The 23,109-nt window shown below is 64.2% G+C and carries 24 protein-coding genes and 1 pseudogene; 7 read left to right on the top strand and 18 right to left on the bottom strand.

Annotated elements, in window-relative coordinates; genetic code table 11:
• Positions 1–54: 54 nt before the first annotated feature.
• The 4 genes from N5C91_RS08150 to N5C91_RS08135 all read right to left on the bottom strand — a co-directional run bounded on the left by N5C91_RS08150 (position 55) and on the right by N5C91_RS08135 (position 4,877).
• Positions 55–1,185 carry an acyl-CoA dehydrogenase gene (locus N5C91_RS08150; protein ID WP_279828927.1) on the bottom strand — a complete coding sequence of 377 codons (1,131 nt, stop codon included), beginning with the start codon at positions 1,183–1,185 and terminating at the stop codon, positions 55–57.
• 10 nt (positions 1,186–1,195) lie between these two features.
• Positions 1,196–2,386, bottom strand: coding sequence for an acyl-CoA dehydrogenase family protein (locus tag N5C91_RS08145; RefSeq protein WP_279828925.1), 1,191 nt, complete (start codon positions 2,384–2,386; stop codon positions 1,196–1,198).
• Positions 2,387–2,395: 9 nt separating this feature from the next.
• Entirely contained in the window at positions 2,396–4,489 is a 2,094-nt protein-coding gene (locus N5C91_RS08140; protein ID WP_279828923.1) for a 3-hydroxyacyl-CoA dehydrogenase NAD-binding domain-containing protein, read from the bottom strand.
• Between the two features lie 103 nt (positions 4,490–4,592).
• On the bottom strand, positions 4,593–4,877 hold the full coding sequence (locus tag N5C91_RS08135) for a hypothetical protein (RefSeq protein WP_279828921.1): 285 nt from the start codon (positions 4,875–4,877) through the stop codon (positions 4,593–4,595).
• 163 nt (positions 4,878–5,040) lie between these two features.
• On the opposite strand from N5C91_RS08135, the gene N5C91_RS08130 reads away from it, so the two are divergent.
• Complete coding sequence (locus N5C91_RS08130) at positions 5,041–5,991, top strand: alpha/beta hydrolase (RefSeq protein ID WP_279828919.1); 951 nt, start codon at positions 5,041–5,043, stop codon at positions 5,989–5,991.
• A 1-nt stretch (position 5,992) separates the two neighbouring features.
• On the opposite strand, the gene N5C91_RS08125 is transcribed toward N5C91_RS08130, so the two are convergent.
• Both N5C91_RS08125 and N5C91_RS08120 read right to left on the bottom strand, forming a co-directional pair.
• Positions 5,993–6,448, bottom strand: coding sequence for a GNAT family N-acetyltransferase (locus N5C91_RS08125; protein ID WP_279828916.1), 456 nt, complete (start codon positions 6,446–6,448; stop codon positions 5,993–5,995).
• Positions 6,449–6,491: 43 nt separating this feature from the next.
• Positions 6,492–7,409: a LysR family transcriptional regulator gene (locus tag N5C91_RS08120; protein WP_236201827.1), complete on the bottom strand. Its 918-nt coding sequence runs from the start codon at positions 7,407–7,409 to the stop codon at positions 6,492–6,494.
• 97 nt (positions 7,410–7,506) lie between these two features.
• Here N5C91_RS08120 and N5C91_RS08115 point away from each other — a divergent pair, with 97 nt between their 5' ends.
• Complete coding sequence (locus N5C91_RS08115; protein WP_279828913.1) at positions 7,507–7,794, top strand: DUF2218 domain-containing protein; 288 nt, start codon at positions 7,507–7,509, stop codon at positions 7,792–7,794.
• 242 nt (positions 7,795–8,036) lie between these two features.
• On the opposite strand, the gene N5C91_RS08110 is transcribed toward N5C91_RS08115, so the two are convergent.
• Together N5C91_RS08110 and N5C91_RS08105 are read right to left on the bottom strand one after the other, a co-directional pair.
• Positions 8,037–8,318, bottom strand: a complete 282-nt coding sequence (locus N5C91_RS08110) for a type II toxin-antitoxin system RelE/ParE family toxin (protein WP_279828911.1) — start codon at positions 8,316–8,318, stop codon at positions 8,037–8,039.
• Positions 8,315–8,542, bottom strand: a complete 228-nt coding sequence (locus tag N5C91_RS08105; protein WP_236201829.1) for a CopG family ribbon-helix-helix protein — start codon at positions 8,540–8,542, stop codon at positions 8,315–8,317. The genes N5C91_RS08110 and N5C91_RS08105 overlap by 4 nt, the downstream gene beginning before the upstream one ends.
• Before the next feature lie 262 nt (positions 8,543–8,804).
• Between N5C91_RS08105 and N5C91_RS08100 the strand changes: the two genes are divergently transcribed.
• The 5 genes and pseudogenes from N5C91_RS08100 to N5C91_RS08080 all read left to right on the top strand — a co-directional run bounded on the left by N5C91_RS08100 (position 8,805) and on the right by N5C91_RS08080 (position 13,308).
• Positions 8,805–10,190: a sodium:solute symporter gene (locus N5C91_RS08100; protein ID WP_236201830.1), complete on the top strand. Its 1,386-nt coding sequence runs from the start codon at positions 8,805–8,807 to the stop codon at positions 10,188–10,190.
• 25 nt (positions 10,191–10,215) lie between these two features.
• A complete protein-coding gene (speB, locus tag N5C91_RS08095) occupies positions 10,216–11,172 on the top strand; it encodes an agmatinase (RefSeq protein ID WP_236201831.1) in 957 nt (318 codons plus the stop codon).
• Positions 11,173–11,247: 75 nt separating this feature from the next.
• Entirely contained in the window at positions 11,248–12,171 is a 924-nt protein-coding gene (locus N5C91_RS08090) for a LysR family transcriptional regulator (protein ID WP_279828905.1), read from the top strand.
• Positions 12,168–12,891 (top strand): annotated as a pseudogene (locus tag N5C91_RS08085) (phytanoyl-CoA dioxygenase family protein). Before N5C91_RS08090 ends, N5C91_RS08085 begins: the two are co-directional and overlap by 4 nt.
• Before the next feature lie 15 nt (positions 12,892–12,906).
• Positions 12,907–13,308, top strand: a complete 402-nt coding sequence (locus tag N5C91_RS08080) for a GFA family protein (RefSeq protein WP_279828902.1) — start codon at positions 12,907–12,909, stop codon at positions 13,306–13,308.
• A gap of 131 nt (positions 13,309–13,439) precedes the next feature.
• Here the strand turns inward: N5C91_RS08080 and N5C91_RS08075 are convergent, their stop codons facing one another.
• The 10 genes from N5C91_RS08075 to N5C91_RS08030 form a co-directional block, all read right to left on the bottom strand.
• Complete coding sequence (locus N5C91_RS08075; RefSeq protein ID WP_279828900.1) at positions 13,440–15,398, bottom strand: DUF4105 domain-containing protein; 1,959 nt, start codon at positions 15,396–15,398, stop codon at positions 13,440–13,442.
• Entirely contained in the window at positions 15,395–15,730 is a 336-nt protein-coding gene (locus tag N5C91_RS08070) for a DUF2388 domain-containing protein (RefSeq protein ID WP_017517696.1), read from the bottom strand. The genes N5C91_RS08075 and N5C91_RS08070 overlap by 4 nt, the downstream gene beginning before the upstream one ends.
• A gap of 37 nt (positions 15,731–15,767) precedes the next feature.
• Complete coding sequence (locus tag N5C91_RS08065; protein ID WP_236172272.1) at positions 15,768–16,061, bottom strand: DUF2388 domain-containing protein; 294 nt, start codon at positions 16,059–16,061, stop codon at positions 15,768–15,770.
• Between the two features lie 106 nt (positions 16,062–16,167).
• Positions 16,168–16,488 carry a DUF2388 domain-containing protein gene (locus N5C91_RS08060; protein WP_236172271.1) on the bottom strand — a complete coding sequence of 107 codons (321 nt, stop codon included), beginning with the start codon at positions 16,486–16,488 and terminating at the stop codon, positions 16,168–16,170.
• Positions 16,489–16,581: 93 nt separating this feature from the next.
• Complete coding sequence (locus N5C91_RS08055) at positions 16,582–16,782, bottom strand: DUF1127 domain-containing protein (protein ID WP_279828894.1); 201 nt, start codon at positions 16,780–16,782, stop codon at positions 16,582–16,584.
• A 281-nt stretch (positions 16,783–17,063) separates the two neighbouring features.
• Positions 17,064–17,270: a DUF1127 domain-containing protein gene (locus tag N5C91_RS08050; protein ID WP_015474893.1), complete on the bottom strand. Its 207-nt coding sequence runs from the start codon at positions 17,268–17,270 to the stop codon at positions 17,064–17,066.
• Between the two features lie 357 nt (positions 17,271–17,627).
• On the bottom strand, positions 17,628–19,124 hold the full coding sequence (locus N5C91_RS08045) for an acetyl-CoA hydrolase/transferase family protein (RefSeq protein WP_236172269.1): 1,497 nt from the start codon (positions 19,122–19,124) through the stop codon (positions 17,628–17,630).
• Positions 19,125–19,305: 181 nt separating this feature from the next.
• Complete coding sequence (locus N5C91_RS08040) at positions 19,306–21,039, bottom strand: hypothetical protein (protein WP_279828890.1); 1,734 nt, start codon at positions 21,037–21,039, stop codon at positions 19,306–19,308.
• Positions 21,040–21,340: 301 nt separating this feature from the next.
• Positions 21,341–22,777, bottom strand: a complete 1,437-nt coding sequence (locus N5C91_RS08035) for an NAD(P)(+) transhydrogenase (Re/Si-specific) subunit beta (protein WP_279828888.1) — start codon at positions 22,775–22,777, stop codon at positions 21,341–21,343.
• Position 22,778: 1 nt separating this feature from the next.
• Positions 22,779–23,093 carry an NAD(P) transhydrogenase subunit alpha gene (locus N5C91_RS08030; protein ID WP_015474896.1) on the bottom strand — a complete coding sequence of 105 codons (315 nt, stop codon included), beginning with the start codon at positions 23,091–23,093 and terminating at the stop codon, positions 22,779–22,781.
• Positions 23,094–23,109: the final 16 nt, after the last annotated feature.

Here is a 23,109-nt window from a genome sequence, read left to right as displayed (position 1 = left end):
CCGATGCCGGGCGGTTCGCGAGCAAGCTCGCTCCTGCAAGGGCTGGCGTGTTAGTTACGCCACCTCCATCAACCCCGCATAAACCTTCAGGTGATGATCGTCATCGCCCAGCTGGTGGCTGAGCATCACCAGCCGCTTGGCGTGGTGTGCGAGGACGTATTCCCAGGTCATGCCGATGCCACCGTGCAGCTGGATCGCCTGCTCGGCCACGTAGCGTGCCGCCCGGGTGACGATGAACTTGGCCGCCGCCAGGGTGCGGCTGCGCTCGGCGCTGTCGGGTTGGTCGGCGACGCAGGCGGCGAGGATCGCCATGCTGGTGGCCTGTTCCAGCTCGCTGCGCATGTCCACCATGCGGTGCTGCAGCACCTGGAACTTGCCGATGGGGATGCCGAACTGCTTGCGCGTCTTCAGGTAGTCCAGGGTCAGCGCGCAGGCTTCCTGCAGGCTGCCGAGGGCTTCGGCGCATTGCGCGGCGATGGCGCGGCCCTGCTGGTAACGCAGCGCCGGTAGCGCGTCACCCGGCGTGCCGAGGGCTTCGCCGAGGGCGCCGTCGAGGAACAGCTCGCAGGCGCGCTGGCCGTCCACGGTCGGATACTCGCGGCGGCTGACGCCGGCCTGCTGCGGGTCGATGAGAAACAGGCCGATGCCCGCCTCGTCCCGCCCATTGCCGGACACCCGCGCCGAGACGAGGATCGCCGTGGCGCTCTGCCCGCCGATCACCACCGCCTTGCGGCCGCTGAGTTGCCAGCCGCCTCCGGCCTGTTCCGCGCGGGTCTGCACATCGTGCAACTGGTAATGGCTTTGCCGCTCTTCCAGCGCGACGGCCAATTGCGCCTCGGCGCTGGCGATGCGCGGCAACCAATGATCCTTCTGTGCATCGCTGCCCAACTGGGCGATCAGGCCGCCGGCGTGCACCACCGATTGCAGGTACGGCTCCAGGCACAGGCCGCGGCCCAGTTCGGTGAGCACCAGCATGCTCTCGACGCCGCCGCCGAAGCCGCCGTGGCCTTCCGGCAACGACACCGAAGTCAGCCCCAGCTCGCCGAGCTGGCGCCAGAACTCGACGCTGTAGCCGCGCTCGCTCTGGCTGAAGCCCTCGCGCTTGTCGAACGGATAGGCGTCGCGCACCAGGCGCGCCGCGGTGTCCTGCAGCATCTGCTGCTCTTCGCTCAGTTTGAAGTCCATGCTCAGCCCCTCACAGTTCGAGAATCATCTTCGAGACGATGTTCTTCTGGATTTCGTTGGAGCCGCCGAAGATCGACAGCTTGCGCAGGTTGAAGTACTGGCTGGCGGGCGCCGCCGAATAGTCCGCGTGCAGCGGCTCGGCGCCCAGCTCGAATTCGTCTTCGATGAAGGGCAGCGCGTAGGGGCCGAGTACCTTGCGCAGCAGGTGGCTGATAGCCTGGCGGATCTCCGTACCCTTCACCTTCAGGATCGAGCTTTCCGCGCCCGGCACACCGCCTTCGCGGGCAGCAGCGAGGATGCGCAGGGTGCTCATCTCGATGGCCATCAGCTGCATCTCCACCTCCGCCACCTGGGCGCGGAACAGTGGGTCTTCGAGCATCGGCTTGCCGTCGCAGAGCTCACGGCTGGCCACGCGCTTGAGGTGCGCGAGCACCGCCTTGGACGCTCCGATGCCGGCCAGGCCGGTGCGCTCGTAGGTGAGCAGGTACTTGGCGCAGGTCCAGCCTTCGTTCTCGCGACCGACGAGGTTTTCTACCGGCACGCGCACGTTGTCGAAGAAGACTTCGTTGACCTCGTGCTCGCCGTCCAGGGTGATGATCGGGCGCACGGTGATACCCGGCGTCTGCATGTCGATCAGCAGGAAGCTGATGCCACGCTGCTGCTGCGCCTCGGGGTCGGTGCGCACCAGGCAGAAGATCCAGTCGGCGTGCTGGCCGAGGGTGGTCCAGGTCTTCTGGCCGTTCACCACGTAGTGCTCGCCGTCGCGCACCGCGCGGGTCTTCAGCGAAGCGAGGTCGGAGCCGGCGCCCGGCTCGGAGTAGCCCTGGCACCACCAGTCGCTGCCGTCGAGGATGCGCGGCAGGTAGTGCGCCTGCTGCTCGGGCGTGCCGAACCTGATGAGCACCGGGGCGACCATGTTGACGCCGAAGGGGATGGTGCGCGGGGCGCCGAAGGCGGCGCATTCCTCTTCGAAGATGTGCTTCTGCACGGCGTTCCAGCCGGTGCCGCCGTACTCCTCCGGCCAGTGCGTGGCGTACCAGCCCTGCTCGGTGAGCACGCGCTGCCAGCGCTGGTGGTCGCCCTTGTTCAGGTGCTTGCCCAGGCGCACCTTGGTGGCGATGTCCTTGGGCAATCTGGCTTCGAGGAAGGCGCGGACTTCATCGCGGAAGGCCAGTTCGTCGGGGGTGAAATGGATGTCCATGGCAGGTCCTCAGAGATCGGCGAAGCGGCGGCCTTCGGCCACCAGGCATTCGAGTAGCGGCGCGGGTTTCCACCACGCGCCGAGGCGCTGGTGGAACTCGCGGATTCGTTCGAGCACGTGGGCGAGGCCGACGCTGTCGGCATGGAACAGCGGGCCGCCGCGCCAGGCGGGGAAGCCGTAGCCGTTGAGGAAGATCACATCAACGTCGCTGGCGCGCTGGGCGATGCCTTCGTCGAGGATGTTCGCCGCCTCGTTGATCAGCGCGTAGATGCAGCGCTCGACGATCTCTTCATCCCCGAGCGGCGCGCGAGTGATGCCGCGTTCGGCGGCAGCCTGCTCGAGCATGGCCGGCAGCGCCGGGTTGTCCTGCGGGGCGCGGCCGCCCTCGCCGTACTGGTAGAAGCCGGTGCCGGTCTTCTGCCCGAGCATGCCGGCGGCGATCAGGTGGTCGAGCACAGTCGGCAGGGTCTGGCCGGGTTTCAGGTTCGGTCGCTGGCGCGAGCGGATCGCGTGGCTGATGTCGAGGCCCGACAGATCGCGCACCGCCAGCGGCCCCATGGCCATGCCGAAGGTGCGCAGCGCGCGGTCCACCTGTGCGGGTGTGGCGCCCTCCTCCAGCAGGAACTCGGCCTGGCGGCCGTACTGGAAGATCATGCGGTTGCCGACGAAACCGTCGCACACGCCGACTACCACCGAGACTTTCTTCAGGCGCTTGCCCAGCTGCATGGCGGTGGCCAGCACGGCGTCCGCGGTGGCCCTGCCGCGCACCACTTCGAGCAGGCGCATGACGTTGGCCGGGCTGAAGAAGTGCAGGCCGACCACGTCCTGCGGACGCTTCGTGAAGGCGGCGATTTCGTCCAGGTCCAGCGAGGAGGTGTTGCTGGCGAGGACTGCGCCGGGTTTGCACACGGCGTCCAGTTGCTCGAAGACCTGGCGCTTCACGTCGAGGCTTTCGAACACCGCTTCGACCACCACGTCCACGTCGCCCAGCGCGGCGTAATCGAGTACGCCACTGATCAGGCCCATGCGCCGCTCCATCTCCTCGGCGCCCAGGCTGCCGCGCGCCACGCTGGCGGCGTACAGGCTGCGGGCGCGGTCGAGGCCGCGTTGCAGGGCTTCGTCGTTCACCTCCAGCAGTTGCACCGGGATGCCCGCGTTGGCAAAGCACAGGACGATGCCGACGCCCATGGTCCCGCCGCCAATCACTGCGGCGCTGCGTACCTCGCGCGGTTGAGTCGCGGGCGCGAGGCCTTCGACCTTGGCCGCTTCGCGCTCGGCGAAGAAGGCGTGAATCTGCGCGGCGCGCTGTGGCGATTGCATGCATTGCTGGAAGAGTTCGCGCTCGCGGGCGAGCCCCTCGCGCAATGGCAGTTGGGTGGCGGCTTCTACCGCGTCGATGCAGCGCAGCGGAGAGAACTGGCCGGGCAGGCGCTTCTGCACTTCGCCGCGCTTGTGCGCGATCGCCTCGGCGAGGCCGCTTTCCTGCACGCGCTCGTTACGCTCGCCGGTGCGGCGGGGGCCCTTGCCGTCTGCCAGCAGGCGCTGGGCGAAGGCGAGGCCGGCTTCGACCAGGTCGCCGTCGATGAGCTCTTCGACGACATTGAATTCGAGGGCTTCCGGCGCGCGGATCGGCGTGCCGGAGACGATCATGTCCAGCGCCTTTTCCACACCGGCCAGGCGCGGCAGACGCTGGGTGCCGCCGGCACCGGGGAGCAGACCGAGCTTCACTTCCGGCAGGCCGAGCTGGGCGTCGCGGCGGGCAATGCGGTAATGGCAGGCCAGCGCCACTTCCAGGCCGCCGCCCAGGGCGGTGCCGTGGATCACCGCGACGCTCGGCTTGGTCGCACCTTCGATGATCTCGACCACTTCCGGCAGTGACGGCGCCTGCGGCGGTTTGCCGAACTCGCGGATATCGGCGCCGGCCATGAAGGTGCGCCCGGAACACACCAGTACCACCGCGCGCACCTGCGGATCGGCCTCGGCCTGCTGGAAGGCGGCGAGCAGCCCGGCGCGGACGGCGTGTCCGAGGGCGTTCACCGGTGGGTTGTCGACCGTCACCAGGGCAATCTCACCCCGGCGTTCGAGCTGTACCGCTTCTGACATGCTGTGCTCCGTCTTTATCTTGTTTTACGGAATCATGTTTCGCTGTGCAGAATACGATGCTGTTTTTTATCGACAGATTGCAAGGCTTTTCGTAGGCCTGTGGTCAGGGGCGTTGCGTGCTGCCCGCGACCAGCAGGTCGCCGTGCAATTCGCAGTAGCATTCGTCGTTCCAGCCGTAGTGCGGATCGCGGCAGATCGAGTGGCGAACGGGGCCGGAGTCACCAGGCGCGCGGGTTTTCAGGCTATCCCGCAGGGCCGCGTAGTTCGACCCGGGCTGCGGCCAGTCGGTGCGCACAGGGCCTTCGCCGAGCTGGTTGCCGGCGCGAAGTTCGGCCCGCAGGATGGCATCGAGTTCCGCGCAGAGCTGAGCAGAGGGCTGGCGTCTCACGAGGTTTCTTCCTTGCTTGTGTCGTTGGCGGCGCCGGGGATTATCCAGCCTTGCCTGCGCCGTTGCGCCGGCTGGAAGGTCTGTTCATTCGCCTGGTGAATAGGGTTCGACCGAGGCGCCGGGCTTGGCATAGTGAAGCTCACACTTTGCGGGAGCGCGTGCCATGAACGACTTCGAACACCAGTTGCTGGCGGTCAACGGCATCCAGCTCAGCCTCTACAGCTGCGGCCCGGCGGACGGCAAAGCGGTGTGGATGCTGCACGGTTTTCCCGAGTGCTGGCATTCCTGGCAGCACCAGATGCGCGCCCTCGCCGCTGCCGGCTACCGGGTGTTCGTCCCGGAGATGCGTGGTTACGGCCAGAGCAGCGCGCCGCAGGAGGTGGACGCCTACGACGTGCTGACGCTCTGCGCGGACATCCAGGGCGCCATGGACGCGCTGGGGCATGAGCGCGTGGCGATGCTTGGCCATGACTGGGGGGCGCCGGTGGCGTGGCACCTGGCGCTGCTGGAGCCGCAGCGCGTGGAGGTCCTGGCGACGCTCTCGGTGCCCTTCGCCGGCCGGGCGAAACGCCCGCCGGTGGAAATCATGCGCGAGGTGTTCGCCGACAGGTTCTTCTACATCCTCTACTTCCAGCAGCCCGGCCGCGCAGAGGCCGAGCTGGATGCGGACGTCGCGCTGAGCCTGCGCCACTTCCTCGGCGACAACGTGCGCCTGGCTCCCGAGCAGTCCCCCGATGGCCGCCTGTTCGACGGCCTGCCACCGCCGCCGGCGCACCCGAGCTGGTGCAGCGCCGAAGACTTCCAGTGGTATGTGCGGACCTTCGAGGGTCGTGGTTTCCATGGCGCGCTCAACTGGTACCGCAACTTCGAGCGCAGTTGGCAGCGCACCGAGCCGCTGGCCGGGCGCAAGGTCGAGCAGCCGACGCTGTTCCTGATCGGCGACCGCGACCCGGTGGGCCGTTTCGAGGCCTACACCGTACAGCGCATGCCCGAGCACGTGCCCAACCTCGAACAGCATGTGCTGGAGAACTGCGGCCACTGGATTCAGAGCCAGCAGCCGGAGCGGGTCAACGCCCTGCTGGGCGACTTCCTTGGCCGGCATTACCCGGCCTGATTCAGGCGACGCGACGCATCCCGATATGCGGGATGTCGTCTTCCAGGTAGACCTCGGTCACCGGCGTGAAGCCATAGCGACCGTAGTAGCCCTGCAGATGCGCCTGAGCCGAGAGGTATACCGGCAGCCCCGGCCAGCGCTGGGCGATGGCCTGTAGCGCCTGTTCCATCAGCTGGTGGCCAAGGCCGGTGCCGCGGCCCTGCGGGGCGATCACCACGCGGCCGATCACTACGTCGCCGTCGTGCTGCTGCGGGTCGAGCAGGCGCAGGTAGCCGATCAGCTGGCCGCCCTGCTCCACCATCAGATGGCAGGTGTCGCCGATCAGGTCCAGGCCATCGACTTCCTGGTAAGGACATTTCTGTTCCACCACGAAGACTTCGGTGCGCAGTTGCAGGACGGCGTAGAGCTCTTCCTTGGTCAGGTCGCGGTGGTGCTTGCAGGTCCAGTTCAGGGCCATGTCGTGTTCACTCCGGGCATCAAGAGGGCCATGGTAGCGCGCCTCATACCGGCGCGTGGAAGCGCAGCGTGGTCGAGCCGCCGAGATGCCGGCGCAGTGCCTCGATGGCGACTTTCACCTTGGCCGGCTGCGCATCGCGGCGCGGGGTCACGGCGTAGATGCCGAACGGCGGCAGCGACCACTCCGGCAGCAGGCGCACCAGCCTGCCCTCCTCCAGTGCCTCGCGCACCTCCGGCTCCGGTTGGGCGGAAACGCCGAGGCCGTCGAGGGTGAACTGGCGCAGGGCAATCATGCTGTTGGCGGCCACGCGCGCCTCGAGCCGCAGCTTGCAGCTCTCCCCGCCCGGCCCGCTGAAGTTCAGGTAGGCCTGATGCGCCACGGTGTTCAGCGCCAGCCAGTCGACGCCCTGCAGCTGCTGCGGATGGTCGATGGCCGGCATCCGGCGCAGATAGGCAGGCGCGGCACAGATGACGTTGTTCCACTCGGCCAGGTGCCGCGCCACCAGGCTGGAGTCGGACAGGCTGCCAACCCGAATCGCCAGGTCGATGCGCTGCTCGATCAGGTCGATCTGCTCGTCGTGGAAGAACAGTTGCAGGCGCAATTGGCGATGGTTCTCCAGCAGCGGGCGCAGCGCCTCGGTGATCAGCTTGCCGGAGAAACCCACCGGCGCTGCCAGGCGCAGCTCACCCACCGGCGCCTCGCGCCATTCGCCCAGGCGCTGCTCGGCCTCTTCGGCAATCGCCAGCATCTGCGCGCAACTGCGGTAGAAGGCTTCGCCCGCCTCGGTGAGGGTCAGCTTGCGGGTGGTGCGGTGCAGCAACGTGACCTGCGCGTGGGCTTCGAGCTTGCGGATCTGCTGGCTGACTGCCGAAGGCGTCATGCCCAGCGCTTCCGCTGCGGCGGCCATGGAGCCGCGCGCGACCACGGTGGCAAATACCGCCATGCCGCGAAGATTGTCCATTGTGAAGCTCCGCTAAAGAGTGAAAGGCAAAATAGCGGGTTTTTCCCTTGATTGCCGGCGCCTAGGATGTCATCTCCCAAAATGGAGAAGAGAAAAGATGCCTTCGAGCCGTGCCACCGTTACTACCCCCGATGCCGCGCGCTACCTCAAGCGCCTGTGCAACCACTTCGCCCACAAGTTGCCGGTCGAACTGACTGAAGACCGCGGCGTGCTGACCTTCGAATTCGGCACCTGCCGCCTGCAGGCAACGCCTGAAGCCTTGCTGATGGAGGCAGAGTCCGCCGATGCGGAAGGCCTCGAGCGCCTGCAGAACGTGGTGGTCAGCCACCTCGATCGCTTTGCCTGGAAAGAAGGCCAACTGCCGGTGAACTGGCAAGCCGCCTGATAGCGCAGGCGAAAGCGCCAAAAACGAAAAAACCCGGCCAAGGCCGGGTTTTTTGTTGCCTGGAAAAAGCCAGGCGTCGCTCAGCCTGGATGACTGCATGTGAGGTTTGCGGTCACATAATATCCATATGGCCAAAACTGGTTGATAGAAAGACTGCTGTACCTGCTTGCGTTAATTTGGATGCTTTTTGAGCAAATGACAAAGTCAATACTTTGAAACATCTTGTAACCATGCGGCCACTTTTACCCCGGGTTATCCACACGGTCGATGCGCAAAATCTGTACAGAACGGCCTTTTACCCGGAATGCGGCCTGGTATGGCCAGCGCTCGACCGCCAATTCGCGCACGCCCGGAACCTCGCTGGGCGCGCCGCTGCTGCTCTGCTCCAGGTTCGCCAGCGGGCTCACCTGCTCGACGATGTCCTGGATGGCTCGCAGAGCCTTCTCCGGGCCGATCAGTACGACGTAGTGGTCGTATATGGCGTCCAGGTCGGCCGCCGCCTTGTGCGTCCACTGCAGGCTCATGCCAGGCCCCACTTGGCTTCGATGGCGGCGTGCGCGAGCAGGTGGCCGGCATCGGCATCCGCCACGCCTTCATCGATGGCCGCCACGTGCCAGCTCTGGCGCTCGAGGTACTGCGCCAGGGCCTGGCGCAGGTGATACGGCCGATCCCGGTGAGTGGCGCGGGCCAGTTGGTCCAGCGCTGCCACCAGGGCGTCATCGGCGCGGAACGAAACAACGGTGGTCACTTTTTGAACAGCTCCGTTTACGCTGTATACACAGTATACAACGATAACATACGTATACGAATCAAGCACTTGGGGAGGCAGAAGTTTTTCGCGAGAGGTGCCCGGAAGAGCGACTGATGGACTGTGGATTGAGGCTGGAGCAGCACTTTCGCGGCAGCGAAAGTTGGCTTCCGGCTTCGGGGATTTGCCGGCGGGGCGAGGCGCATCAGGCTGCTGGGGCGAAGGCCTGATTCCCACACAACAACAACAGGAGCCCCCCGCGATGCTGCTCGATTACCTGATCATGCTGGTCTACGCCCTGGGCATGCTTGCCCTGGGCTGGTACGGAATGCGCAAGGCGCGCAACCAGAACGACTTCCTCGTGGCCGGGCGCCGCCTCGGCCCGGGGCTCTACCTGGGCACCATGGCGGCGGTGGTGCTCGGCGGCGCTTCCACCATCGGCACCGTGAAGCTCGGCTACCTCTACGGGCTGTCCGGCCTGTGGCTGGTGTTCATGCTGGGCCTGGGGATCATCGTCCTCAGCCTGGTGTTCTCGCGGCAGATCGCCAGGCTGAAGGTCTATACCGTCACGCAGATCCTCGAGCAGCGCTACCAGGCGTCCTCGCGGTTGATCGGTGGCATCGTGATGGTCGCCTACGACCTGATGGTGGCGGTCACCGCGACCATCGCCATCGGCTCGGTGACCGAGGTGGTCTTCGAGATTCCGCGCATTCCGGCAATCCTCTGCGGCGGCGGCATCGTCATTGTCTATTCGGTGATCGGCGGCATGTGGTCGCTGACCCTCACCGACATCATCCAGTTCGTGATCAAGACGCTGGGCATCTTCGCCGTGCTGCTGCCGCTGTCGATCCAGCAGGCGGGCGGACTGTCGCGTATGCAGGAAGTGCTGCCGGCGGGCTTCTTCGATCTCGGCCACATCGGCCTGGACACCATCCTCACCTACTTCCTGCTGTACTTCTTCGGCGCCCTGATCGGCCAGGACATCTGGCAGCGCGTGTTCACCGCACGCAGCGAGAAGGTGGTGCGCTACGCCGGCCTCGGCGCGGGCGTCTACTGCATGCTCTACGGCCTGGCCTGTGCACTGATCGGCGCCGCCGCGCATGTGCTGCTACCCAACCTGGCGGTGCCGGAGAACGCCTATGCGGAAGTCACCCGCCAGGTGCTCCAGCCGGGCCTGCGTGGGCTGGTCGTGGCAGCGGCGCTGTCGGCCATCATGTCCACCGCCTCGGGCTGCCTGCTGGCTGCCGCCACGGTGTTCCAGGAGGACATCTATGCGCGCTTCCTGCGCCCCGGCGCGCCCAACGGCCTGCGCGAGAGCCGCTTGTTCACGCTGCTGATGGGCGTGGTGATGCTGGCCCTGGCGTGCCTGGTGAACGATGTCATCGGTGCCCTGAGCATTGCCTACAACCTGCTCGTTGGCGGCCTGCTGGTGCCGATCCTCGGCGCCCTGCTGTGGCGCCGCGCCTCCGCTCGCGGAGCCATGGCCAGCATCGTCGTGGGCTGCCTGGTAGTGGTCGCCTTCATGGCCATCGACGGCGTGCTCGCCAATACCCCCATCGCCTACGGCCTGCTCGCCAGCCTGGTCACCTTCGTGGTGGTCAGCCTCGCCGGCGCACCGGCTGCCAGCCTGCAGGCGCAGGCCGACTGAACCCCAATCCGACAGGAGACGCCCCATGCCCCACGACTTCCCGCAACCCCTGGATGCCGCGCAGGTCCCCCGCTTTGCCGGCATCCCCAGTTTCATGCGCCTGCCGATCTTCGAAGACCCGGCGCAGGTCGATATCGCCCTGCTCGGCGTGCCCTGGGACGGCGGCACCACCAACCGCGCCGGCGCCCGTCACGGCCCGCGCGAGGTGCGCAACCAGTCGAGCCTGATGCGCAAGGTGCACCACGTCAGCCGCATCGCGCCCTATGACCTGCTGCGCATCGGTGATATCGGCGACGCCCCGGTGAATCCCATCGACCTGCTCGATTCGCTCAAGCAGATCGAGGGCTTCTACCGGCGCATCCATGCCGCCGGCACCATCCCGCTGTCGGTGGGTGGCGATCACCTGGTGACCCTGCCGATCTTCCGCGCGCTGGCCGCCGAGCGGCCCGTCGGCATGGTGCATTTCGACGCCCACTCCGACACCAACGACCGCTACTTCGGCGACAACCCATACACCCACGGCACGCCGTTCCGCCGGGCCATCGAGGAAGGCCTGCTGGACCCGAAGCGCACGGTACAGATCGGCATTCGCGGTTCGATCTACGACGCCGACGACGAAGCCTTCGCCCTTGAGCAAGGCATCCGCGTGATCCACATGGAAGAGTTCGCCGACCTGGGAGTGGAGGCCACGCTCGCCGAAGTCCGCCGCGTGGTGGGGCAGGAGCCGACCTACGTCACCTTCGACGTCGATGTGCTCGACCCGGCCTACGCGCCCGGTACCGGAACGCCGGAGATCGGCGGCATGACCACCCTGGAGGCGCAGCACATGATTCGCGGCCTGCAGGGGCTGAACCTGATTGGCGCCGACGTGGTGGAAGTTTCGCCGCCGTTCGACCAGGGCGGAGCGACCGCGCTGGTGGGCGCCACCATGATGTTCGAACTGCTCTGCGTCCTGGCCGATTCGGTCGCTGCGCGCCGGTGACCGCCCTGGGGGTTCACGGGGCGGCGCGCTCGGCGCTATAACGGAAGGCCTGCGCCCGCCGCCACGAGAACTCCCATGCTGGGCAATCTGTCCGATATCGACCTGCGCCTGCTGCGCACCTTCTGCACCATTGTCGAGGCGGGCGGCTTCACCGCCGCCCAGGTGCGCCTGAATACCAGCCTGTCGCGGCTGAGCGTGCTGGTTCGCGATCTCGAATTGCGCCTGGGATATTCGCTCTGCCGGCGTGGCAGCAGCGGTTTCCAGCTCACCGAGGAAGGGCAGCAACTGTATGAAGCGGCGCTCGGCCTGTTCGTCGATATCGAGCGCTTCCGCGAGCAGGTGACAGGGCTGGGCGGCCGCGACCGCGAGGTGCTGCACCTGGGCTGCGTCGATGGCGTGCTCGGCCAGCACTGCTGGCCGCTGCCGCTGGCCATCCGGCTATTCCGCGACGGCAACCCGCGGGTGCGCCTGAACCTGCATACCCAGCGTCCTGACGAACTGGAGAACGCCGTACTGGAGGAGCGCCTGCAACTGGCCATCGGCGCGTTCCACCATCGTTTGTCCGGCCTGCGCTACCAGTTGCTGTTCCGCGAGGAGCAGAACCTTTACTGCGCCCCTGGGCACCCGTTCTTCGAGCGAGCGGCGGACGAGCCGTCGCTGGAGCAGATCTGCGCCGCCGAATACGTCGGGCGTGGCTACATGACCGAGAGCCGCCGGCCCCACGGGCTGGTCTTCAGCCGTGCCACCAATGCCTACACCATGGAGGCCATCGCCAACCTGGTGTTCAGCGCTACTTTCATTGGCTACCTGCCGACGCACTACGCGGCGGAGTGGGTCGCCGAGGATCGCCTGCGGGCGATCCGGCCGGCACAGCTGGCCTATGTTTCGGAGTTCCATTGCGTGACGCGGCAAGGCGCCGAGCCGGGAGAGGTCCTGGGAGCCTTCCTCGATGCCCTGGAGCGCGCCCAGGCCCTGCTGGGTAGCGGGGAGTCGGCGTGAGCGACACCCTGCAGGCCTTGCGCGAGGACGGTTTCGTTCTGCTGCGCGGCTTGCTGGACTCTGAGCAGATTGTCGAAGTGCGCTCGCTGATCGATGGCCTGCGGCCCTTCCACTGGGATTACGAAGGGCTGGTGGATCACTACAAGTGCGTGTTCAACCGTTCCCCCCCGATGGTTGCCCTATCTCGATCCGCCGGGGTTGATCGAGGTGGCGGAAGCCGCCCTGGGCTCGGACTGCCACGTGATCGGTCAGACCGCCTGGCGTTGCCATCCCGGCTTCATCGGCGCCGATATGCACCAGGACTACTTGCCGGTTGCACTGCCAGGGGCGGACATCGATCTGCCCATGTTCATCTGCACGGCGCAAATCTACCTCGATGACATCGACGAGGCGCTGTGCCCCACCTGGGTGATTCCCGGCAGCCATCGCGCAGGCCGCACGCCGGCGCCGGACGAGCGCGAGTGGGCGGGCAGGGCGGCCGAGCCGGTGCTGTGTGCAGCAGGCGATTGCCTGTTGTTTCGCAGCGATCTGTGGCACGCCGGCAGCCGTAATCTGAGCCAGCGCACGCGCTACCTGCTGCAGGTGCACTATGGCCGGCGAATGGTCGCGCAGAAGTTCTCGCCCTACCTGCAATGGGCTTTCAACCCGCAGGTGCTTGCCGCCTGCACGGCGCGACAACGCCGACTGCTGGGCGACCATGAAGCGGCCGAATACGACTGACTGGGAGGATCACCGATGAGTGCAGTACATGCCGGTGGCTGCCATTGCGGCCAACTGCGTTACGAGTGCGATGCCGAGCTGACGGACGTTGCGCACTGTCACTGTTCGATCTGCCGGCGCACCACCGGCGGCATCGTCACGACCTGGGTCACGGTGCCGTTGCAGAGCTTTCGCTGGACCCACGGCAAGCCTGCCAAGTACCGCTCTTCGCCGCCCTGCGTGCGCTACTTCTGTCGCAACTGTGGTGCTCAGTTGGCACTGTTCACCGACCACGCGCCGCAAACCATGGACGTAACCACGGCGACCCTGGAAGAGGTCGCCACGGTGCTGCCCAACCGGCATATCTGGGTGAACGGCCGGCTGCCGTGGATTCACCTGGACGAGCAGTTGGAAGAGGAGTGGGAGGAGAAGCTTTAGTGCTCCGAGAGGGCGGCAGGGTGAAGCCTTCGTAGGATGGCGTGGAGCGCAGCGATACCCATCGCTAGCGGCTCAGCGGCAGCATGGGTATCGCTGCGCTCCACCCATCCTACAAGAGCAGTGGCGGAGTATCAGGGCAGCTCCAGCCCGCCCGATGCCTTGTGCAGCTCGCGCAGGTGCGCGCCGATCTGCTTGGTGTTGGCTTCCAGCGCCGCCAGCTCGTCGCGGCGTTCCGGGGTGAGCAGGGCGCGCACTTCGCGGTCGAGGTTGTCGCTGAGCTGGCGCAGACGTTGCTGGCGCTGCTGCGTCTGTTTCTCCAGGGTCGTGGTCTCCGCTGCCTGCGGCAGGCCGTAGCCGCCGTCGAGCAGCTCCGCCGGGCGGCTGAGGAAGCCGCTGTCGTCGAGGATCTGCTGCAGCGTCTTGCCGGCCGCGGCGAGGTCCGGCTTGCTCTGCATGGCGTCCGGGTTGCTCAGGTACAGGCGCTTGAGCTCGTCCTGGGCGAGCAGCAGCTGACGCCGCAGCGAGGCCTGCTCGAGCAGCAGCAAGGCGGCGCTGGAGCGCAGGTCGGCCTTGTCGAACCAGGGGCGGCGCTCGGTGGCGGGGAGCGCGAGCCAGTCCTCCACCTTGTCCTTCGGGACATTCATGCGCTTTTTCAGCACGTCGAACATGGCCTGGTAGCGGTCGCGGAAGGAGTCGAAGCGATAGCCCAGGCGTAAGGCTTCCTTGGGGTTGTCCAGCACACTGGCATCGGCAATGCCCTTGTTCTCCAGCAGGCCGAGCACACCGTAAGGAGTGATGCTGTCCATGGCCTGCAGACTCTGGCGCTGGATGCCGCTGCGTAGCAGCTTGAGCGTTTCCACGGCGCAGTTGTTGGACAGGAAGTAGTAGTTGCCGTCGTAGCTCCAGTGGCTCTGCGCCGAGCGTTCGACCAGGCTGGCAACTTCATCGCGGCTGAGCCTGAGCGGAATCGAAGCAAGGCTGCGCAGCTCGACCTTGGTGTATTCCTCGATCACCTGGGACAGCGGCAATACGAACAGGCGCGATGGATAGGCGCCGGTCAGGCCGTCCCAGCTGGATAGTTGCAGGTCACCGACGAAGGCGCGGTAGGACAGCACCAGGTGCTGGTCGAGGTCCAGGCGGCAGGCCGGGCCGCGCGGGCGCCCCGGCGCGCAGACCACCAGGCGCAGCATGGTGTGGCCCCAGCGGCTGGCGATCTCGTTGTTGGCCTCGGCGATCAGGTAATCGACCTCGTAGACCCGTTCGGGGTCGAGATAGCCCAGCGGCTGGCGGCCGAAGTCACGCCCGGCGTTGAGGTAGGCGTACTGGTTCGAGCATTGGTCATGCGGGCGCTCGCCGAAGCGCGCTGCGTAGTACCGGTACAGTGTCGGGCGGCGGCAGGCGAAGCTGCGGTCGAGGAGGAAGTACTCCATGTTCACCGCGACGTACTCGCGCGGGTTGGTCAGCTCGTACTTGTCCGGGCTGCGCAGCAGAAAGCGATTGTGCTGCTCGCGCTCGCCGTGCTTGCCGGCGTACTGCGGCCAGCCGGCAAGGTCGAGCAGGCGCGGGTCGTCCGAGAGGGTGAAGCGACGGCCGGTCTGGCCACGGCACTCATCCGGCGCACCGACGCGGCCGAGGCTCTTGTCGCGCATCGTGCAGCGACGGATGTTACGGGCCTCGGCGGCGTCCCAAAGGCGAGCGCGGTCATAGAGGTGGGTCAGTTCGTGGAGCAGGGTGGCCAGCAGTTCGCGGCGCAAGGTGCCATGGGTGCGGCCGGTCTGCTCGGTGGCGGCGCTACCGTCGGTGAGTGGGCCCAGATAGCGGCTGTTCAGGGCGATGGCACCGGGACGCAAGGTGCGGCCCATGCCATTGCTGGGCAGGTCGTCGCGCCACTGCACCTGGACGCTGCGGTCCAGGCGCTCGACGAAGCTGGTCGGCAATGTCTGCAGGGCTTCGTCCAGCAGTTGCTGGCTGGCCTGGCGCTGGGCAGCGCCCAGGCCGTCGGTGTCGAGCTCCAGACGGAGCGCGGCGTGGCTGCTGGCGGCGACAGTCAGTGCCAGGGCCGCCAGCCAGCGGCCAGCCCGGAGTCTCACAGAGCGAGGATGGCTTCGGCCAGGTCCTGATCGGAGGCTTCGCGTGCCTGCGGCACCTGCTCGCGCAGCACCTTGAACGCGGCTTCGAGCTGCGCGCCACGAATCGCACCGTCGCTGCCGACGTAGCTGGCGGCATCGTCACGGGCCTCGCGGACGACCTTCATGTCACGCACGGAGGTGGTGGTGTCCGAGGTGAAGTCGATGCTGCGGGCGAAGGCGTTGGTGGTGATGTTGAACACGCGGACTACCGATTGGGCCTGGGCGGTGGACGCGCAGGCGGCGAGCAGCAGGCCGAGGATCAGGGGGCTCTTGGAAAGCGAGCTGAGGCGCATGGATGTCTCCGAAAGGGCAGCTGGGGCTGCTCACAACTTATTTGGCAAGAATTGCTTCGGCCAGTTCCCGATCGTTCGCTGCCAGCCCCGGATGTTCCTGGCGCAGCCAGTGCAATGCAGCTTCCAGGCGTGCGCCGCGTAAGGCGCCGTCGGTGGCAACGAACTGCGCCGCGTCGTCGCGTGCGCCACGCAGCAGTTTGTTGTCGAAGGGGCCGCTGGTGACCTGGCTGGTGGCGTAGCTGGTCCCCACCGGGAACTGGGTCGTCTGGTCGAATGCCTCGGCGGGCAGGGAACAGGCAATCAGCGGCAGTAGGAACAGCAGAGTACGCATGGGCTCGGACGATCGGAAAAGTACGACCGCCAAGGCTAACGGAATGCGCTGGAGAGAGCCAGCGCAGAGCGCCGGGCGGAGCGCCCGGCGCGGCAGGATACAGCGATCAGATGGTCAGGATCGCCTGGGCCAGCTGTTGGTCGTTGGCGGCCAGGGTCGGCAGTTTGCTGCGGATGTGGGCGAGGGCGGCTTCCAGGTGCGCGCCGCGGATCTGGCCCTGGCTCGCGACGAAGGTGGCCGCGTCGTCACGGGCTTCAAGGACGATCTTGTCGTCCTTGAAGGAGTTGCTGATATCCGAGGTGCCGTCGGAGGTAGCCCCGGTGGCGCGCACCGACAGGTCGGTGGTGTAGACGAAGCTGGTGGCGTAGGCGCCGGTGGCGCAGCCGATCAGGGCAGCGGCGGCGATCAGGCGAAGACTGTTCTTCATGGAGTGGCTCCGGATAAGACCAAACAAAAGGTGGCCGGGGCGGCCACTCTAACTGTGGTCAGACTAGCCAAGACTGATCGGCGTCACCAGCATTCAGCGCCAGAACGGTTTCGAGATTTCTCTCACGCGTTCGCTGGGGCTGATACCGATATCGGCCAACTGCTGGCTGGTCAGCTCGGCAAGTTGGCGACGGGTTCGGGCGTTGCGAAGCCATTCGCCGAATACCGCGAACAGACGACGCAGTTGCAGAGCTGGGCGCGGAGTGGACAGATCGGATGACAGTGCGCGTTCCATGGCGGGCCTCCTGGTGACCGTGGTGGACGGTCGATACAGGCTCGCACTGGTCGGGAGTGCGCGTCAGAGGCAGCGAAGGGTTATTGCGGGAGTACAGCGAGGCAAAAAACAGAACTGTACCGCCACCGTTGCAGCTGGCTGTTCTGTGATCAGGGCGGGGCGGTAATGCGAGAAAAGCGGACTTCCAGAATGCCAAGGGCCGCTCCAGATGAGCGGCCTCAGGCAATCTACCAGTACAGTTAAAGCGAGCCTGGAGAGTGTGGCTCAGTTGTACTGTTGAATCAGCGCCAGAACGGCTTGTTCAGTTCGGCGTAACGCTGCGCTTCGCTGATGCCGGCGTCAGCCAGCAGGCGGGAATCCAGGCGGGCCAGCTGGCGGCGGCTTTCCATGCGGCGCTGCCACAGGCGAACGGTGCCGACGAGGCCACGATGGGCGCTGGAGGTGCTACGGGTGGTGCTCAGAGCTGCGGAACCGAGGGTACGTTCCATGGTGGTCATCCTTCTCGCTTGTGGCGAGTAGTCAGTTGCTGAATGGATTGAGCATATGATCTGACTTTTTGGTCAGGGATGACAGGTACAGTTGTACTGTATTGCGGTTGGTCAGCCGATTGTAATTTTGAACTGTAATGGTCTTTTTCGGGGCGAACTGTACCGCTGCGCTCCATTCTGGTGCGCAATTGGCGGATGTCTGAGGTCTTTCGAGGGTGCCGGCCAAGGAGTCGGCGAGGGAAGCTGAACAGTTGGAGCGGGATAAAAATCTGTTCAGGAGTGTTTTTACGTGGTTTTTTTCCGGCTGTAAACCCTGGCGGGCCATTCATTGCTGAATGACCCGCAAGGCGTCTGGAATCAGCTTGCCGCCAGCATGTGGCCGCGTTCTTCCAGATTGATATGCCACTCCAGGGCCTCGCGCAGGATGTGCGGGGTATGGCCGCCGCGCTCGCAGGCGGCATCGAAGTAACTGTTCAGGGCGTCGCGGTAGGACGGGTGCACACAGTTGTCGATGATCACCCGGGCGCGCTCGCGCGGCGCCAGGCCACGCAGATCGGCCAGGCCTTCCTCGGTGACGAGGATGTCCACGTCGTGCTCGGTGTGGTCGACGTGGCTGACCATCGGTACCACGCTGGAAATGTTGCCGCCCTTGGCGATGGACTTGGTGACAAAGATGGCCAGGTGCGCGTTGCGGGCGAAGTCTCCCGAGCCGCCGATACCGTTCATCATCTTCGTGCCGCCGACGTGGGTGGAGTTCACGTTGCCGTAGATGTCGAATTCCAGCGCCGTGTTGATGCCGATGATGCCCAGGCGACGGACCACTTCGGGATGGTTGGAGATTTCCTGCGGGCGCAGTACCAGCTTGTCCTTGTAGCGCTCCAGGTTGCCGAACACCTCGGCGTTGCGGCGCGCAGACAGGGTGATGGAGCTGCCCGAGGCAAAGCGCAGCTTGCCCGCGTCCATCAGGTCGAAGGTCGAGTCCTGCAGTACTTCGGAGTACATGGTCAGGTTCTCGAACGGCGACTGGATCAGACCGCACATCACCGCGTTGGCGATGGTACCGACGCCGGCCTGCAGCGGACCGAGGCTGTTGCTCATGCGGCCGGCATCCACTTCACGCTTGAAGAAGTCGATCAGGTGGTTGGCGATGGCCTGGGTTTCGCCGTCCGGCGGCAGCACGGTGGACGGGGAGTCCGGCTGGTCGTTGACGACGATGGCGACGATCTTTTCCGCCGGGATCGGGATCGCGGTGCTGCCAATACGGTCGTCGACTTTGGTCAGCGGGATCGGCGTGCGGGTCGGGCGGTAGGTCGGGATATAGATGTCGTGCAGGCCTTCGAGGTTGGCGTTGTGCGCGACGTTGATCTCGACGATGACCTGCTTGGCGAAGATCGCGAAGCTGGCCGAGTTGCCTACCGACGTAGTCGGCACGATGTGGCCTTCCTCGGTGATGGCAACGGCTTCGATGACGGCAATATCCGGCAGCTTGAGCTGGTGGTTGCGCAGCTGCTCGACGGTTTCCGAGAGGTGCTGGTCGATGAACATCACCTCGCCGGCGTTGATCGCCTTGCGCAGGGTGCTGTCGACCTGGAAGGGCATGCGGCGGGCCAGGACACCGGCTTCGGTGAGCTGCTTGTCGAGGTCATTGCCCAGGCTGGCACCGGTCATCAGGCTGATGCGCAGCGGCTCCTGCTTGGCGCGCTCGGCGAGGGCCTTGGGTACGGCCTTGGCTTCGCCGGCGCGGGTGAAACCGCTCATGCCGACGGTCATGCCGTCCTTGATAAGGGCCGCGGCCTGGTCGGCAGTCATCACCTTGTCCAACAGGGAGGACATACGCACGCGATCACGGAACATGGGAAAACCTCGGGCAGTAGGAAGTGCGAGGCCGCCAGTCTAGGGACTCGGCGATTTTTGGCTCTTATACCAAGGTCGAAAAATCGCCCGGCCGGGGCCTTCTTACTACCAATGTCCAGCGCTTTTCGCGTTGCCCGAAAGCAAGACACCGGCGCAAGGCCGGTGTCTTGTGGATCGACGGTCAGAGTTGCTCGAAGGCCAGGGCCGGCGGGAAGCTTGTGGCTTTCAGTGGGTACGGATGGTGCTTGCGCTCATAAACAGTCACCCAGGTGGCCAACCGATAACGGGGCACGTAATTTTCGCGCAACCATTCGCTGTTCGATAAATGGTACGTCAGGGTCATGGGATTTTGGGCGACAAAGTTGTGAATCAGAACTACATCAGGATCATTATCGTAGACATACTGAAGTGCGCTCTGTAAGTCGATATTGCGATTGTTATCTGATCTCAAGGAAATGAGTGGATCGACGATATTTTTGTATAGCTGCTTGGTTCTATTGTCGGCGGCGTTCAGGTTGAAGTAATACAACGATAATGGCGGCGATGCCAGCCCCAGAAGGTCAACGAACTGCTGATCCAGTCCTGCCAAGTAGGCGGTCTGGCCCATTTGGTCGTAAACGAACCTCAGACCTTGCGGATAGTTCTCGTACAGAAAGTGGCCAATGGCGGCTTGGTAATTTTCATTGATACTTTGCCCGCCCATCAGCGGTGAGCGTTTTTCCAGAGCAACATCGAGCGGTACTTGGCGCTGTGGGTTGAGCAGTTTTTCTCTATATGAAATAAAGGCGCGTGAAGGATCTTCGATTATAAGGCGAGCCATAATGAATAAGACATTAGGGCTGCGGCCGCTGTATGTTTCTACTCGAGGTATCCAGACGGCGGCAACTGTGGCGCAAACGGCATATGCTGCGACAGCTACTTTGGCGGTTCTCCATTTTAATTGACTTAGTGCATGGATTGAACAAGCAAAAAGCAGAAGTAACTGAGGAAGCGCTAGCGCATAAAAACGATAATACGGCTTAAAGTCATAATTCGAGCCGGCAAAATACACTCCGATCAGGGAGAGTAACAAAATCATCGCAAAGTGATTGGGGTGAGCCATCCGTCTTAGCAGAAAGATGGCTGGAATTGCTGGGAGTATCAGATAGCTGATTCGTAATTCGTGAAGCACAAACCAAACATAGTTCCAATGGATGCCTTCTGCCGTGATTTTTGCATAAAAGGCGCTAATTTGAACTTCATGGAAATAGAAGTAGCGAAATGCCAGATAGCTGAAGTAGCTCGTTGCGCAGGTGAAAGTCACCCGCAGAGCAAATGCTTTCTGTTGTGAAAACCATAAAGCTACTATGAAAATGGGGACTATCAGGAAGGCTTCTGGACGGGCAAATAACAGTAGAGCGAACGGCAAAGTGCGCAGCCAGGTGGGGCGCGTTGGCTGGGTAGCGATCAGGATGCACGTGGAGAGAAGAGATGTGTACGCGGCCAATTCTAATCCGCTGTTAGCCCACCATACGAATGGGATACTGCCCGCCAGCGCTATAGAAACAAGCCCGCCCCAGGTTGAATTTGTCAGGGCGCTCGCTGATTTGTAGAGAGTGACGATGGTGCCTAGGCCGAAAATCAAACCGAATAGTTTGATTAACAATACTGGATTTCCACCTAGAAATACCCCGGCGGCCAACATGTATTGCCAGAGAGGTCCGCTACCTGTTTCAACGGGAGTTCCTCCGATATTAAAAACATAGCCATTGCCATTTGCAATATTTTCCGCTGCTCGAAAATAAATATAACTATCCTCTTCAATGAAGAAGAACACGAGCATGGCGAGGGTGCAATACATTAGCACAGCCAGGCAGAGCAGTTGGTGGCCGAGCTTTTGCTCTCCGGGGATCAGTGTTTTTTGGACCATTTCCATATGCTTATTTTTAAAATGATGGGAAGTTGGGCGACTGCTGTAATCGAAAGCCGATGAATCCTCGTCGAAGAGGGCTGGTGTGCTGGCATGGCCGCGGATTTAACCCTTGGGATCGCGAGCAAAGGTGTATGCGGAGCTTACCTTGTTCTGCATTGCCTATTCGACAGGTCGCATCAATTTTTCGCCGAGCCGGTTCGGAGTTCAGGAGGATCGCGGGCGTCATCTAACCATTTCAAACAAAAACTGGCCACCAAACAAAGACACCGGCGCGAGGCCGGTGTCTTGTGGATCGACGGTCGTCTTATTCGACGGCCTTGACCATGTCTTCGATGACTTTCTTGGCATCGCCGAAGACCATCATGGTCTTGTCCAGGTAGAACAGTTCGTTGTCCAGGCCGGCGTAGCCGCTGGCCATCGAGCGCTTGTTGACGATCACGGTCTTGGCTTTGTAGGCCTCGAGGATCGGCATGCCGGCGATCGGCGACTTCGGATCGTTCTTCGCCGCCGGGTTCACCACGTCGTTGGCGCCCAGTACCAGCACCACGTCGGTCTGGCCGAACTCGGAGTTGATGTCCTCCATCTCGAACACCTGCTCGTATGGCACTTCGGCCTCGGCCAGCAGGACGTTCATGTGGCCCGGCATACGGCCGGCAACCGGGTGGATGGCGAACTTCACGTTGACGCCGCGATGGGTCAGCTTCTCGGCCAGTTCCATCAGCGCGTGCTGGGCACGGGCCACCGCCAGGCCGTAGCCGGGGACGATGATCACGCTGTCGGCGTTGGTCAGCAGGAACGAGGCGTCGTCGGCCGAACCGGATTTCACCGGGCGGGCTTCCTTGGCACCGGCCGGGCCGCCAGCGTCCGCTTCGGCGCCGAAGCCGCCGAGGATGACGTTGAAGAACGAGCGGTTCATCGCCTTGCACATGATGTAGGAGAGGATCGCGCCCGAGGAACCCACCAGGGAGCCGGCGATGATCAGCATCGAGTTGTTCAGCGAGAAGCCGATACCTGCCGCGGCCCAGCCGGAGTAGGAGTTCAGCATCGACACCACGACCGGCATGTCGGCGCCGCCGATCGGGATGATGATCAGCACGCCGAGGATGAAGGCCAGGGCCAGCATCACCACGAAGGCGGTCAGGTTACCGGTGAACATGAACAGCAGGCCCAGGCCCAGGGTGGTCAGACCCAGCACCAGGTTGAGCATGTGCTGGCCGGCGAACTGCACCGGGGCGCCCTGGAACAGGCGGAACTTGTATTTGCCCGACAGCTTGCCGAAGGCGATCACCGAACCGGAGAAGGTGATGGCGCCGATGGCCGCGCCGAGGAACAGTTCCAGGCGGTTGCCGGTGGGGATGGTGTCGCCCAGATTCTGCACGATGCCCAGCGACTGCGGCTCGACCACGGCAGCGATGGCGATGAACACGGCGGCCAGGCCGATCATGCTGTGCATGAAGGCGACCAGTTCCGGCATCTTGGTCATTTCGACGCGCTTGGCCATGATCGAACCGGCGGTGCCGCCGACCAGCAGGCTGATGATCACGTAGACGATGCCGGTGGTGGCGATTTCGCTGCTGATCTTGAACACCAGTGCAACGGTGGTCAGTGCGGCGATGGCCATGCCGATCATGCCGAACAGGTTGCCGCGGCGCGAGGTGGTCGGGTGCGACAGGCCTTTGAGGGCCTGGATGAAGCAGACCGAGGCGATGAGGTAGAGGAGGGTGACGAGGTTCATGCTCATGTCAGTGCTTCTCCGCCTTCGGCGCTTTCTTCTTGAACATTTCCAGCATGCGGCGGGTGACCAGGAAGCCACCGAACACATTCACGGCAGCCAGGGCCACGGCCAGGGTGCCCATGGCCTTGCCCAGCGGGGTGACGGTCAGGGCGGCAGCCAGCATGGCGCCGACGATCACGATTGCGGAAATGGCGTTGGTCACCGCCATCAGCGGGGTGTGCAGGGCAGGGGTGACGTTCCAGACCACGTGGTAGCCGACGTAGATCGCCAGCACGAAGATGATCAGGTTGTAGATGCCGTGGGAGATCAGCATGTCTTCCATAGTTTCTCACCGGTCT

The sequence above is a fragment of the Pseudomonas sp. GD03903 genome, from assembly GCF_029840045.1.
Lineage (GTDB): Bacteria > Pseudomonadota > Gammaproteobacteria > Pseudomonadales > Pseudomonadaceae > Pseudomonas > Pseudomonas pseudonitroreducens.
This window is presented reverse-complemented; position numbering and strand designations above follow the sequence as displayed.